The organism is Armatimonadota bacterium, assembly GCA_031459765.1.
In the GTDB taxonomy this organism is placed as follows: domain Bacteria; phylum Sysuimicrobiota; class Sysuimicrobiia; order Sysuimicrobiales; family Kaftiobacteriaceae; genus Kaftiobacterium; species Kaftiobacterium secundum.
The window spans coordinates 239,809-253,052 of the sequence record JAVKHY010000003.1 but is presented as its reverse complement, the minus strand read 5'-3'; the positions used below and the strand labels follow the sequence as shown (position 1 = coordinate 253,052).

Sequence of the window (13,244 nt, the reverse complement as noted above, 5' to 3'; positions counted from 1 at the left end):
TCTCCTACTCCATCGTAGAACGAAACCGCGAGCGCGGACCGAACCCCCGGCTCCGGCAGCCCGAAGCCGGGACACTGGTGCGGGCGGAGGGACTCGAACCCCCACGGGCTTGCGCCCATCAGCTCCTAAAGCTGACGCGTCAACCGGTTCCGCCACGCCCGCATCATGCCTGCTCCTCTCGTCCCGGCTGGAGCAGCGATGGTCACCGCTTCGAGTATATAGTATCCCGCGGAGGCGTCGAGACGGCAGTGTGGACATGGGGGGCCGTCAGGGACTCGAACCCTGAACCCGCGGATTAAGAGTCCGCTGCTCTACCAGTTGAGCTAACGGCCCGGGCCCACCAGCATTATAGCCCGTGCCCGCGGGCTGTCCAGGGCGTCCTAGCGATAGCGGACGACAAACGCGATGAGCAACACGAACAGGGCGATCAGCCAGGGGTCCATCGCTCGCCTCCTTCTCGGGTCCGGACTCAGGCCGGAACCGGCCGGCCCAGCAGTTGCGCCAGCTCGCGCTCGCTGGGCGACCGGGAGACGGCGTCCTCATAGGTGATAAGGCGCCGGTCCACGAGCTGGCGCAACGCCTGGTTCAGAGTCTGCATCCCTTCGCGCCCGCCGGACTGGATCAGCGACGGGATCTGGTGGGTCTTCCCCTCGCGGATCAGGTTGCGGATCGCGCCGGTCGCCACCATCACTTCGACCGCGGCCACGCGGCCCCTGCCGTCGGCCCGCGGGACGAGGGTCTGGGACAGGACGCCCTCCAGCACCGCGGACAGCTGGGTCCGGATCTGCGCCTGCTGGTGGGCCGGGAAGACGTCGATGATGCGGTCCACCGTGGCCGGGGCGCTCTGCGTGTGCAGCGTGGCAAAGACCAGATGGCCGGTCTCCGCGGCGGTGACCGCCGTGGCGATGGTCTCCAGGTCCCGCATCTCGCCGATCAGGATGACGTCGGGATCCTGGCGCAGCACGTGGCGCAGGGCATCGGCGAAGGACAGCGTGTCCATCCCCACCTCGCGCTGGTTGATCACGCTCTGCTGGTCGCGGTGCAGGTACTCGATGGGATCCTCGATGGTCACGATGTGCTCGGCGCGGGTCTGGTTGATGTGGTTGATCATCGCCGCCAGGGTCGTGGACTTCCCGCTGCCGGTGGGGCCGGTGACCAGGACCAGCCCCCGGGGCAGGGCGCAGAAGCGCCGGACCACCTCGGGCAGGCCGAGGTCGTCGACGGTCGGCACGCCCATGGGGATGGCCCGGATGGCGGCGCCGATGCTGCCCCGCTGCTGGTAGACGTTGACCCGGAACCGGGAGAGGCGGGGGACGCTGTAGGCGAAATCCAGCTCCAAGCGCTCGCGGAACACGGCACGCTGCTCGTCGGTCATCATGCTCTCGATCAGCCGCCGGGCCGCGGCGCCGTCCAGCACGGGCAGGTCGGCGGCCCGCTCCAGCCGTCCGTGAATCCGCAGGATCGGGTGGTTGCCGACCTTGAGGTGGATGTCGGAGGCCCCCCGCTGGTGGGCCAGGGTGAGCAGGCCCACCATATCGATCGCCGGCTCGACCGTCACCGCGCCGGCGGCCGTATCGTCCATCGTCCTTCACCCCTCCAGTGGTTCCTCCGGAACAGCCGCGGGGCGGTGCCGGACGGGCTTGTGGCAAGCACCGCGCGCACCCGCATCGGAGTCGTCCAAGAGCCCCAGCGACCCCATGCCGGCGATGCGGCCGACGATCTGCAGGACCATGTCGGCCAGCGTATCGCCGTCGCCGTTCGGCGGCCGGGAGGACTCGCGCCTTCCCGGAGATTGCAGAAGCAAGGAGCATACCGTATCCCGCGCCACACCGCTCTGTTACGCGCTCCTCGTCGCGGAAGAGTCGCCCGAGGTCTGTGCTACAATAGCGAGGGCGCGCGCCCGTAGCTTAACGGAGAAAGCAGCGGCCTTCGAAGCCGCCGATGGGGGTTCGATTCCCTCCGGGCGCGCCATCCAAAGAGGCGGATCCCCTGCCGGGCCGAGGACCTGCTTCCGCGTCCTACCCCTCGTGCGCGGTGAAGATTTCCTCCACGGCCCGCCGGAACGTCGGCGGATCGACGGCGGGATAGCGGTACAGGTCGGGCTCGATCCGGCGGAAGTACTCCACGGCGCGGGACGGATCCACGAGCTTCATCCTGATCATCGCCCGGACATCCTCCAGGTCCTGCGTGTGGCCGCGCTCTACCTTCGCCAGCGCCTGCGCGTAGGGATCGAAGTGGAAGAAGGAGAGCTGACCCTCGGCGGCGATGAACAGGCTGCGCTCCTCCCATCCCGGCGCAACCGGGATGAAGTCGGCCGGGGAGGCCAGCTCGATGTTGATCTGAAGTTCATCCTTGAGCCGCGGGAGCACCCGCAGCAGGCGGTCCATCTCCGGCTCGAAGCGCAGATCGACGTCGATGGTGCTGTGGCGCCAGCCGAGGAGGACCGCCGTCGCCCCGCCGGTGAAGTAGACCCGGCCCTCGCGGTCCGCCTCCGCCGCGAGGGCGCGCATGAGACGACGGATGCGTCCCGCGTCTGCTACCGCGCGCATTCGGCGGCGCGCTCGAAGCTGACCAGGCGGCGGATCAGGGCGTTGTAGCGCCCGTGGGCGGCATCGGGATTCTCGCGGGCCAGGCGCAGATACAGACGGTGCTCGGGCGACGGGATGGCTCGGGGGACAGGGACACCGATCCTGCGCAGGCGGGGCGCGCCGATCGAGACCAGCAGGGCCGGGATGGTCTCCCGGCCCTGGGCCAGGTCGGCCACTCCCTGCGCGATGAGATCGGCCCCGGGCAGTCGGTCGTCCACATCTCCAATATTACACGGACGGTGGCCCGCGGCCGAAGGCGCCGGGCCCGGGAGGGAGAATCTGTCACCTATCCGGGGAGTACCGGTGCCGACGACCCCGGGACGGCACGGGCATGGACATCCTGAAACAACGCATCCTGGCCGAGGGCCGCAACCTCGGCCGCGGCATTCTCAAGGTGGACAGTTTCTTGAACCATCAGGTCGATCCGGGGCTGATCGACGCCTGCGGACGGGAGCTGGCCCGACGTCTGGCCCACACAATTCCGGCGAAGATCCTCACCGCGGAGATCTCCGGGATCGCGCCGGCGGTGGCCACCGCCCTGCACCTCGGTGTGCCGGTGGTCTACGCCCGCCGCACGCGGCCGGTGACGATGCCCGACCAGGTGCTGCTGACCGTGGCCCCCTCGCACACGCGGGGCCTGCCCGTGGAGCTGATCGTCTCGCCGGAGTACCTGGCCCGAGGCGAACGGATTCTGATCGTGGACGACTTTCTGGCCAGCGGCCAGACGATCCTCGGGCTGGCCCGTCTCGTCGCCGCGGCCGGAGCGGTGCTGGTGGGTATCGGCGCCGTGGTGGAAAAGTCTTTCGAAGGCGGCCGCCGGCTGCTGGCTTCCCTGAAGGTCCCCATCGAGTCCCTCGCCGTCGTCACGGACATGAGCGACGGCAAGGTCGTCCTGGCCTGAGCGCGCTGTCCGGAGCGTCGTTCCGGAGGATCTAGCGGGGTGTCTTCCGCCGCTTCGACGGCCCGGTCACAGGGAGGTCCTCATCGCGCGCCGAGGAGGCGCTCGATCGCCTCCTCCCAGATCCGCCACTCCACCGCCGCCCCGGGGAACTTGCTCACGATCCGGCCGTTTCGATCGATGAAGAACGTCTCCGGGACCCCCGTCGTCCCGTAGGCGCGAGAGACCCGCCCGTCGCGATCCCGCACCTGCAGATAGGTGGCCCCGGTCTGCGCGATGAACCGGCGCGCCTCGGGCTCCAGGTCCTGGATGTTGACCCCCACGACGACCAGCCCCTGGTCCCGGTACTCCCGCCAGGCCCGCTCCAGCAGCGGCGCCTCGTCTTTGCACGGGACGCACCAGGAGGCCCAGAAGTTCAGGACGACGGCCCGGCCGCGGAGATCGGAGAGGGCCAGGGTGCCGCCGTCGAACCGCGGGAGCCGGAACTCCGGCGCAGGCGGCCGCTGGCCCCGGGCCAGCGCCGCGGTGATCGACGCCGGCTGCTGCTTGCGGACCGCCGCGTAGCCGATAATAAGCAGCAACGCCGCCACCGGGATCAGCCAGAAGAGGATCCCCAGCGCCGCCCGAGGCGGGCCTGTCCGGGGCGGGGGCGCTCCGGCGGACATCGCACTCTTCCGGGTCCCTCAGGCCGGGGGATAGCCGACCGCGGCCAGGGCGCTGCGGATCTTCGCCTCGTCGACCCGGGCGGGGTCGAACTCGACCGTGACCTGCCTGGTGGTGTGGCTGGCCTGGACCCGCTGCACGCCGGGCAGCTTCTGCACGGCCTGCGTCACGGTCTGCACACAGCCGCTGCAGTGGATCTTCGGCACGGTCAGCGTCGTCTGCATCTGGCATCCCTCCTCAGGGCAGCACAGCCGGCCGGAACAGGCGCAGCCGGAGACTGTTGGTCACCACGCTCACCGAGCTGCTGGCCATGGCCAGCGCCGCCAGCATCGGGTTGAGCAGAACGCGGAAGAACGGATACAGCGCGCCTGCGGCCAGCGGGATCAGCACCACGTTGTAGACGAAGGCCCAGAACAGGTTCTGCCGGATCGTGCGCATCGTCTGCCGGCTCAGCTGCAGCGCGGTGAGGATCCCGCGCAGGTCCTCGCCCAGCAGGACGATGTCCGCGGACTCGATGGCCACGTCCGTCCCCGCGCCGATGGCGATCCCCAGGTCGGATTGGACCAGGGCCGGGGCGTCGTTGATCCCGTCGCCCACCATCGCCACCCGGCGCCCCTCGCCCTGCAGCTTCTTGATCTCCTCCGCCTTGCGCTCTGGCGGCACCTCGGCCAGGAAGCGGTCCACGCCGATCTGAGCGGCGATGGCCTGGGCCGTGACCCCGTTGTCCCCGGTGAGCATGACGACCTCCAGCCCCAACCGGCGCAGGGCGGCCACGACTTCGCGGGAGTAGGGCTTGAGGGTGTCGGCGACGCCGACGACGCCGGCGGGCGTGCCGTCCACGGCCACGTACATCGGCGTCTTCCCCTCCCGGGCCAACTGCATCCCGATCGCCTCGGCACCGTTCAGAGCCACGGCGCGCTCCCGCAGCAGCGGCGGGTTGCCCACCAGCACGCGCCGGCCGCCCACCTCGGCCTCCACACCGTGGCCGGGAACGGCGGCGAAGCGCTCCGGCCGCAGCAGCTCCAGCCCCCGGTCCCGGGCGCAGCGGACGATCGCCTCGCCCAGCGGATGCTCCGACCCCCACTCCGCCGAGGCCGCCAGGCGCAGGAGCTCCGTCTCGGCGAAGCCGTTGACCGGCCGCACGTCCGTCACCGCCGGCCGCCCCCTGGTCAGCGTCCCGGTCTTGTCCAGCACCACCGTCGTGGTCCGGTAGGCCGTCTCCAAGGCCTCGCCGCTCTTGATGAGCACGCCCTGCTCCGCCCCCCGACCGGTGCCGACCATGATCGCCGTGGGCGTGGCCAGGCCCAGCGCGCAGGGACAGGCGATGATCAGCACGGCCACGAAGGTGACGAGGGCGTAGGTCAGGGAAGGCTGCGGGCCGACGGCCAGCCACAGCAGGAACGTCGCCGCAGCGACGGCCATGACCGCGGGGACAAAGTAGCTGGAGACCCGGTCGGCCAGCCGCTGGATGGGGGCCTTGCTGCCCTGCGCCTCCTGGACCAGGCGGATGATCTGCGCCAGGACCGTGTCGCGGCCCACCTTCGTCGCCGTGAAGGTGAAGGCGCCCGTCTTGTTGATCGTGGCGCCAATGACCTCGTCTCCCGGACCCTTTTCCACGGGCAGCGACTCCCCGGTGAGCATCGACTCGTCCAGCGCGGACCGGCCCTCCCGGATGATCCCGTCCACCGGGACCTTCTCCCCGGGACGCACCACGATCACGTCGCCCACCGCCACCTCCTCGACCGGCACCTCGACCTCGCGGCCGTCGCGCACCACCCGCGCCCGGGGGGGCTGCAGGCTCAGGAGCCTGCGGATGGCCTCCGAGGTCTGCCCTTTGGCGCGCGCTTCCAGAAAGCGGCCGAGCAGGATGAGCGCGATGATGATCGCCGCGGTCTCGTAGTAGGTCTGAGGCTCCAGGCCGCCGGCGCGGAACCACTGAGGAAAGAAGGTGGCCGCGACGCTGTACAGGTAGGCGGCGGTGGTGCCCACCGCGATCAGCGTGTTCATGTCGGTGGACCGATGGCGGGCCCGGGCCCAGGCCCCGCGGTAGAACTGCCACCCGGCCCAGAACTGCACCGGCGTGGCCAGCAGCCACTGGACGTACCAGTTCATCAGGATCGGGGGCGTCCAGATCCGCAGCCCCATGTGCAGGAGGCTGCCCCAGAGCACCGGCAGGCTGAGCAGCGTCGCCACCGCCAGCTTGCGTCGCAGGACGGCGAGCTCCTGCGCCCGCGCCCGGCGCTCGTAGTCCTCGGCCTCCGGGCCCTCCACCTCCAGGACGTCGTAGCCCGCCTCCCGCACGGCGCGGCGCAGGTCGGCGATGGAGGTGGTGGCCAGCATCTCCACCGCGGCGCGCCCGGCGGCGAGGTTCACCGCGGCGGAGAGCACGCCGTCCACGGCGCGCAGCGCGGCCTCCACCTTCTCCACGCAGGAGGCGCAGGACATCCCCACGACCGGCAGGTGCACCCTGCGCACCGGGACGTCGTAGCCCAGGGAACGGACGACCTGCACAAAGCGGGCCGCGGAGACCGCTCCGGGATCATACGTGATGGCGGCGCGCCGGGCGGCGAAGTTCACGGCGACCTGCCGGACGCCGGCCGTCTCCTTCAGGCCGGACTCGACCTTGAGGACGCAACTGGCGCAGCTCATCCCCTCCACGGGCAGGTCCAGACGCTTGACCGTCACGGCAGCGATCTCCCTCAGAGCCGACCGGACATTTCGAAAACCTCCAGCAGCTCGGCGATGGTGCGCCGGCGCTCGGCGGGATCGGCTGCGGCGATCGCCGTCGCTACGCAGTGTTCCAGGTGATCGGCCAGCAGCATGGCGTTGATCCGGTCGATGGCCCGCTGGATGGCCAGCGTCTGCTTGATCAGATCGATGCAGTACGCCCCCTCCTCCACCATCCGGCCGACACCGCGGACGTGTCCCTCCACGCTCCGCAGCCGGGCGGCCACCTTGGCGCGTACGTCGGCGCTACCGTGCCGCAGGTTCTGGTCGTGCACGCCGTGGAGACTCATCGCCACCCCCTCACCGGCGACCCCCTCCCCCCTGGGGAGGGTCTGAGGCGATGATAGCAGGGAGAGGCGCATGGTGCAAGACGGGGGAGCGGGCGAAGGATGCCGGCAACAGTCAGCGGCTGCCGCCGAGTGGTCCCGAGGAATCTCTCGGCTGCCGCAGCCGCTGAGGACCCGTTCTTGAGGAGATTCCGCCCTTGCGCCGGGCTGCGGGGACTGGCGGTCTTCGAATGCAGCCCTGCGTCGCAGAATCCCTCGTCGAAACGGGAGTTTACCTTAGCACGCAGAATACGCCCCTGTCAAGGGCAACGGCCTCCCCCATTCGACGGATTTCCCGGTTGCCGATCTTCCGACTTTCCTGTCTCCAATCTTCCGCCGACCTTCCGGCCGATGCCCCGCTCCAGCTGGTGCTCCGTCGCGTCTAGCCGCAGGCCGACGGGGGGCATAGGCGCAGTATGCGCCGCGACGCCGCCCGGATCTTCTTCCTGGGCCTGCTCGTTCTCGTCTGGCCGGCGCTGGCGGCGGCACCGGCCGCGCCCGCTGCGCCCCAGGATCTGGCCGGCGTCCGCCAGTTGCTGGAGGAAGCCGCCGTGCGCATCGATGTCGAGGGCGCCCGGGTGCGCGGCGTCTGCACGGGGTGGATCGGCTGGACGGAGGAGTCGCAGAGCGCCGCCTACACCGCGGCCCACTGCTATCGCGAGGGCGCGAGCTATCGGATCACGCTGCGCGGCGGCGAGCCCGTCTACGCCACAGGCTTTATGCGGTGGGACGATCTCGACCTGATGGCGCTGTGGCTGCCCCGCGGCCGGCTGCGCGCCCTGCGGGGATGGAAACGGCTTCCTCCGGGCCCCTTCCACGCGGTGTACGTGCTGAACGACCGGGGGGCAGGGCTGCGGCTGGTGGACGCCCCGGTTCCGCGTGTCTACTGGGAGATCCGGTTCGAGAACCATCCCGTGGCGGTGGCCCTGCCGCTGTACAGCGCCCCGGGCACGAGCGGCGCACCGGTCGTGGACGCAGCGGACGGGCTGCTGGTGGGCATGGTGGTCGGCTTCGTGAGCGAGCGGCCGGACGTGGCCGCGGTGGTCCCGGCGCAGGAGATCTACGACCTGCTGGTCCGCGCCTCACGATGAGGGCCGGCCGAATCGGAACCGCAGGGGACCGCGATAGGCCGGAAGCCGCAGGCGCCGGGAGGTCTCCACCTCCACGACCAGGCCGACCGAGCGCAGTCCTTCCACGAATCCCCCCCGCAGGTTGAGCGCGGCCTGCATGACCGCCGGGTCGCCGATGGCGCGAATCTCATAGGGCGGGTCCAGGCGGAAGATCCCGGCAACGATGGTATCGTTCACCTGGCGGAAGCCGGTGGTGGCCAGGATCCGCACCCCGCCCACGGCGATGGCCTCCGCCCCGCTGCTCCACAGTTCGTTGACCAGGCCGCTGAGGTCGCTGGCCTGCACCGTGGCGGCCATCACGCCGCCGCCCGCGGCCGGCTCGCCGACCCGGACGATCACCCCGGGCCCCTCCACAGGCGTCAGGCCCAGCACCATCCGGTAGGCTTCGACCTCGCGGGCCAGCGTCTCCGCCGAACTCCGCCCCTGGGCCGCCGCGCTCTCATACTCCCCCAGTTTGGCCCGCAGGTCTTCGATCTCCGCCTCCAGGGCTTGGAGGGCAGTCTCCTGCTGCTGGACCAGGACCGCCAGTTCCCGGACGCGCAGGGTCGGCAGCCGGACCTCACGCCGGATGGTCCGGCCGGCGCGGACCTGCAGGACGGCCAGGAAGCCCACCAGGACCAGGAAGACCGCCAGCGTCACCTGCCACCGCTCAACCGGCGGGCGCCCACGGGTTGCCATGTCGCCCCCAGTATAGGGCTTCCACCGGCGACTCGGGGCTTGATTTGCGGAGGCCGGGGCGTTATACAACATGGTGTTAGCAGTTAACCCCCGAGAGTGCTAATCGCAGATCCAAAGCGAGGGAGGAGGCGATCATGCCGGCAAAGGTGCTGCTCTACGACGAGGAAGCCCGCCGGGCGCTGGAGCGCGGCGTGGAGAAGGTGGCCAGCGCCGTCCGCGTCACCCTGGGCCCCAAGGGGCGCAACGTCGTCCTGGAAAAGAAATGGGGCTCGCCCACCATCACCAAGGACGGCGTCACGGTGGCCAAAGAGATCGAGCTGGAGGATCCCAACGAGAACATGGGCGCCCAGCTCGTCAAGGAGGTGGCCAGCAAGACCAACGACGCCGCCGGCGACGGCACGACCACGGCCACGGTGCTGGCCTGGGCCATCGTCCGCGAGGGCCTGAAAAACGTCGCCGCCGGGGCGAACCCGATGCAGATCAAGCGCGGGATCGACCGGGCCGTGGACACCGTGGTGGAGGAACTGAAGAAGATCTCCATCGCCGTGGAGGGGAAGCAGGACATCGCCCACGTCGCGGGCGTGGCGGCGAACGATCCGGAGGTCGGCGAGATCATCGCCGACGCCATGGAGAAGGTGGGCAAGGACGGCGTGATCACCATCGAGGAGGGCAAGGGCATCGAGACCACGGTCGAGGTCGTGGAGGGGATGCAGTTCGACCGGGGCTACATCTCGCCCTACTTCATCACCGACCCCGACAAGATGGAGGTGGTGCTCGACGAGCCCTACATCCTCCTCACCGAGAAGAAGATCAGCGCGGCCCGGGACATCGTCCCGATCATGGAGAAGGTGACGCGCTTCGGGAAACCGCTGGTGGTGATTGCGGAGGACGTGGAGGGCGAAGCCCTGGCCACGCTGGTGGTGAACAAGCTGCGGGGGGTGCTGGCCAGCGTCGCGGTGAAGGCCCCGGGCTACGGCGACCGGCGGAAGGCGATGCTCCAGGACATGGCCGTGCTCACCGGCGGCAAGGTCATCTCCGATGACATCGGGGTCAAGCTGGAGAGCGTGGAGATCGAGATGCTCGGCCGCGCCGACAAGGTGAAGGCCGACAAGGACGACACGGTGATCATCGGCGGGAAGGGCGACCGCAAGGACATCCAGGGCCGCATCGCCCAGATCAAGAAGGAGATCGAAGAGACCACCTCCGACTACGACCGGGAGAAACTGCAGGAGCGGCTGGCCAAGCTGAGCGGGGGCGTGGCGGAGATCAAGGTCGGCGCGGCGACCGAGACCGAAATGAAGGAGAAGAAGCACCGCTTCGAAGACGCCCTGAACGCAACGAAGGCGGCCGTGGAGGAGGGCATCGTCCCCGGCGGCGGCACGGCCTACCTCCGGGCGCTGGGCGCCCTGGACAGGCTGGAGGCCGAGGGCGACGAGGCCATCGGGATCTCCCTGGTGCGCCGCGCCCTGGAGGAACCCGCCCGGCAGCTGGCGGCTAACGCCGGGATGGAGGGCAGCCTGATCGTGGAGCGGTTGAAGCGGGAGACAGGCCGCACCGGGTTCGACGTGGCCAAGGGTGAGTTCACCGACATGGTGAAGGCCGGCATCGTCGACCCCACCAAGGTGGCCCGGCTGGCGCTGCAGAACGCGGCGTCGGTGGCGGGGCTGCTGCTGACGACGGAGGCCGTGGTGGTCGAGAAGCGGGAGAAGAAGAAGGCCGCCGCGGCTCCGACCCCCGGCGGGATGCCCGAGGAAGAGTTCTAAGTCCACGATCAGCGGCGCGGGTCGCGTCGGTTCCCCCGCGCCTGGCGGGCCGCCACCGATCGATCGGTGGCGGCCCGCCGTCGTCTTGACCCGCGGAGGAGACGCGGGACGGTGTCCGGAAAACAGAGGGGCAGGATGGCGAAGGGGTTCTCCGGAGCCGGCTTGTGGCGGGCGACCGCCGCAGCGTTGTCCGTCTTGCTCGTCCTCCCCGCCGCCGCGCCCGCCACCTTCCCCGAGCAGGGGATGATCGTACCCAGCCGCCGCATCGGGCCGTACCACCTGGGGATGTCCGTCAGTGACGTGGTCGCCGCGCACCGCGCCGCACCCTGCCCGGTCCAGGTGAGCTTCAGCGGCGGGAGGGCCAGCCGGTTGGAGACCAACTGCGGCGGCGCGTACCGCACCGAGGAACGGGTGCAGGTGGGCGAAAGCCCCGGCCGGATGCTGACCGCGTACGGCGATCCCCAGCGCCGCATGGCCAGCGACTTCGCCGGCGTGCGCGGGGAGTGGCTGTACTACACCAGGGCGGGGATCGCCTTCCGGGTGGTCTACGGGGCCACGCCGGACAGCGCGCTCATCCAGGCCATCGCCGTCTTCCCCGGCACCGGCCCGCAGCCGGTGCAGCGGATCCCCCCGCCGCCGGCGCCGCCGGGCGCCCCCGGCGACATCGGCCAATAGCCGCGCTACTTCTCCGTCTCCACCAACCCCCGGACGAACCAGCGCTGCATGGCGATGATCACCGCCACCGGGGGCAGCATGGCCAGGAGGGCGGTGGCCATGATGATCGGCCAGTCCACCAGCGACTCGCCGGTGCCGATCATCTTCGTGATGCCGATCACCACCGTCTCCATCCCCTGGCTGGTGGTGACGAGCAGCGGCCACAGGTACTGGTTCCAGCCGTAGATGAAGAGGATGACGAACAGCGAGGCGATGGTGGTCGTAGAGACGGGCAGCAGGATGCTCCAGAAGAAGCGCATCGGACCCGCGCCATCCACCTTCGCCGCGTCCACCAGTTCGTCCGGCACGGTAAGGAAGAACTGGCGGAACAGCAGGGTCGCCGTGGCCGAGGCGATCAGGGGGATGGTCAGCCCGGCGAAGGTGTTCACCATCCTCAGGTCGCTGACCACCTTGTAGGTGGGGATGATGCGCACCTCCACGGGCAGCATCAGGGTGACGAAGATCCCCCAGAAGAAGAGCATCCGCAGGGGAAAGCGGAAGAAGACCACGGCGAACGCCGAGAGCAGCGAGATGGCGATCTTCCCGGCGGCGATCACCAGGCCCATGATGAAGCTGTTCCGCATCATGGCGCGCACGGGGGCGCCGCGGATGCGCTCCCCCGTCCCCGTGGCCCAGGCCTGGGTGAAGTTCTTCGCCAGGGAGGGCCCCGGCCGCAGCCCCATCTCGCCGCGGCTGACCGTGCCCAGGTCGTGCGAGGCTCCGACGAAGGCCAGGTAGACCGGAAAGACGAAGAGGGCCACGCCGGCCAGCAGGATGAGGTGCGCGCTCCAGTCTCCGCGCAGGCGCATCAGTAGTACACCTTCCGCTCCAGATACCGGAACTGCAGCGCGGTGAGCGTGATCACGACGAGGAGGAGGATCACGGACTGGGCGGAGGAACCCCCCAGATCCAGGTTGATCACCCCGTCGGTGTACACCTTGTAGATCAGCGTCTCCGTGGCCTTGCCCGGGCCGCCCCGGGTCAGCGAGTGGATGACGCCGAAGGTGTCGAAGAAGGCGTAGATCAGGTTGACGACGAGCAGGAAGAACGTGGTGGGCGAGAGCAGCGGGAAGATGATCTTCCAGAACCGCTGCCGGGATCCGGCGCCGTCCACGGCGGCGGCTTCCACCAGGGACCGGGGGATGGACTGCAGCCCGGCCAGGAAGAACAGGAAGTTGTAGCTCACCTGCTTCCAGGCCCCGGCCAGGATGACCAGGACCATGGCGTGCGTCCCGTTCAGGGTGAAATCCCAGGGGAGGCCCCGGCGGATCAGGGCGCGCCCGAGCATCCCGATCGTGGGGTGGAAGATGAACAGCCACAGGGCGGCGGCGACGGCCGGGGCCACGGCGTAGGGCCAGATGAGCAGCGTCTTGTAGAGACCGGCGCCGCGGATCTGCTTGTCCGCGGTGGCGGCCAGCAGCAATCCGGAGGACATCGCCAGCAGGATGACCGCCGCGGAGAAGACGGCCGTCACCCGCAGCGCGTTCAGGTAGAACGGGTCGGTGAGCACCGTGCGGAAGTTGTCCAGCCCCACGAACGCCGTGTGCAGCCCGAAGGGATCCTGGCGCAGGACGGACTGGACCACGGCCTGCACCGCCGGCCAGTAGAAGAAGACGAGCACCACGACCAGCTGGGGGGCGACCAGCAGATACGGGAGGACCCGGTTGGGGAAGTACGCGCGCCGCTCCATCAGGAGACAGGCCGGCCCCGCCCGCGCCGGGGGGCGGACGGGGCCGGGTCACCCATCGTCGGTCGGC

14 protein-coding genes and 3 tRNA genes are annotated in these 13,244 nt (G+C 69.9%); 5 read left to right on the top strand and 12 right to left on the bottom strand.

Translation table 11 applies throughout. From position 1 onward, the window contains the following. Positions 1–75: 75 nt before the first annotated feature. The 3 genes from QN141_05975 to QN141_05965 all read right to left on the bottom strand — a co-directional run bounded on the left by QN141_05975 (position 76) and on the right by QN141_05965 (position 1,582). Positions 76–162 (bottom strand) — tRNA-Leu (locus QN141_05975). A gap of 95 nt (positions 163–257) precedes the next feature. After that, positions 258–333, bottom strand: a tRNA-Lys gene (locus QN141_05970). A gap of 136 nt (positions 334–469) precedes the next feature. Then, positions 470–1,582 (bottom strand): type IV pilus twitching motility protein PilT, encoded by a 1,113-nt coding sequence (locus QN141_05965; protein ID MDR7558016.1) that lies wholly within the window; start codon positions 1,580–1,582, stop codon positions 470–472. A gap of 314 nt (positions 1,583–1,896) precedes the next feature. On the opposite strand from QN141_05965, the gene QN141_05960 reads away from it, so the two are divergent. Next, positions 1,897–1,971: transfer RNA gene (locus QN141_05960), tRNA-Arg, on the top strand. 47 nt (positions 1,972–2,018) lie between these two features. Here the strand turns inward: QN141_05960 and QN141_05955 are convergent. Then, on the bottom strand, positions 2,019–2,510 hold the full coding sequence (locus QN141_05955) for a DUF6036 family nucleotidyltransferase (protein ID MDR7558015.1): 492 nt from the start codon (positions 2,508–2,510) through the stop codon (positions 2,019–2,021). Between the two features lie 26 nt (positions 2,511–2,536). Beyond that, positions 2,537–2,806, bottom strand: coding sequence for a hypothetical protein (locus tag QN141_05950; protein MDR7558014.1), 270 nt, complete (start codon positions 2,804–2,806; stop codon positions 2,537–2,539). A gap of 113 nt (positions 2,807–2,919) precedes the next feature. Between QN141_05950 and xpt the strand changes: the two genes are divergently transcribed. Next, complete coding sequence (xpt, locus tag QN141_05945) at positions 2,920–3,489, top strand: xanthine phosphoribosyltransferase (protein ID MDR7558013.1); 570 nt, start codon at positions 2,920–2,922, stop codon at positions 3,487–3,489. Between the two features lie 80 nt (positions 3,490–3,569). On the opposite strand, the gene QN141_05940 is transcribed toward xpt, so the two are convergent. From QN141_05940 to QN141_05925, 4 genes are read right to left on the bottom strand one after another with little or no spacing between them, the layout of a single operon-like run. Then, positions 3,570–4,151, bottom strand: coding sequence for a TlpA disulfide reductase family protein (locus tag QN141_05940; protein ID MDR7558012.1), 582 nt, complete (start codon positions 4,149–4,151; stop codon positions 3,570–3,572). Positions 4,152–4,169: 18 nt separating this feature from the next. Further along, positions 4,170–4,373, bottom strand: coding sequence for a heavy-metal-associated domain-containing protein (locus QN141_05935; protein ID MDR7558011.1), 204 nt, complete (start codon positions 4,371–4,373; stop codon positions 4,170–4,172). Between the two features lie 13 nt (positions 4,374–4,386). Then, positions 4,387–6,834, bottom strand: coding sequence for a heavy metal translocating P-type ATPase (locus QN141_05930; GenBank protein MDR7558010.1), 2,448 nt, complete (start codon positions 6,832–6,834; stop codon positions 4,387–4,389). 14 nt (positions 6,835–6,848) lie between these two features. Further along, entirely contained in the window at positions 6,849–7,166 is a 318-nt protein-coding gene (locus QN141_05925) for a metal-sensitive transcriptional regulator (protein MDR7558009.1), read from the bottom strand. A 452-nt stretch (positions 7,167–7,618) separates the two neighbouring features. Between QN141_05925 and QN141_05920 the strand changes: the two genes are divergently transcribed. Further along, a complete protein-coding gene (locus tag QN141_05920) occupies positions 7,619–8,293 on the top strand; it encodes a hypothetical protein (GenBank protein MDR7558008.1) in 675 nt (224 codons plus the stop codon). On the opposite strand, the gene QN141_05915 is transcribed toward QN141_05920, so the two are convergent. Then, the gene (locus QN141_05915) at positions 8,285–8,971 is read right to left on the bottom strand and encodes a DUF881 domain-containing protein (protein MDR7558007.1); all 687 of its coding nucleotides are present in this window, start codon (positions 8,969–8,971) and stop codon (positions 8,285–8,287) included. The two genes, QN141_05920 and QN141_05915, sit on opposite strands and share 9 nt — an antisense overlap. 173 nt (positions 8,972–9,144) lie before the next feature. Here QN141_05915 and groL point away from each other — a divergent pair, with 173 nt between their 5' ends. Both groL and QN141_05905 read left to right on the top strand, forming a co-directional pair. Continuing rightward, a complete protein-coding gene (groL, locus tag QN141_05910) occupies positions 9,145–10,773 on the top strand; it encodes a chaperonin GroEL (protein MDR7558006.1) in 1,629 nt (542 codons plus the stop codon). Positions 10,774–10,908: 135 nt separating this feature from the next. Then, positions 10,909–11,448: a hypothetical protein gene (locus QN141_05905; protein ID MDR7558005.1), complete on the top strand. Its 540-nt coding sequence runs from the start codon at positions 10,909–10,911 to the stop codon at positions 11,446–11,448. A gap of 5 nt (positions 11,449–11,453) precedes the next feature. On the opposite strand, the gene ugpE is transcribed toward QN141_05905, so the two are convergent. Together ugpE and ugpA are read right to left on the bottom strand one after the other, a co-directional pair. Next, positions 11,454–12,296 (bottom strand): sn-glycerol-3-phosphate ABC transporter permease UgpE, encoded by an 843-nt coding sequence (gene ugpE, locus QN141_05900; protein MDR7558004.1) that lies wholly within the window; start codon positions 12,294–12,296, stop codon positions 11,454–11,456. Then, positions 12,296–13,177 (bottom strand): sn-glycerol-3-phosphate ABC transporter permease UgpA, encoded by an 882-nt coding sequence (gene ugpA / locus QN141_05895; protein ID MDR7558003.1) that lies wholly within the window; start codon positions 13,175–13,177, stop codon positions 12,296–12,298. Before ugpA ends, ugpE begins: the two co-directional genes overlap by 1 nt. Positions 13,178–13,244: the final 67 nt, after the last annotated feature.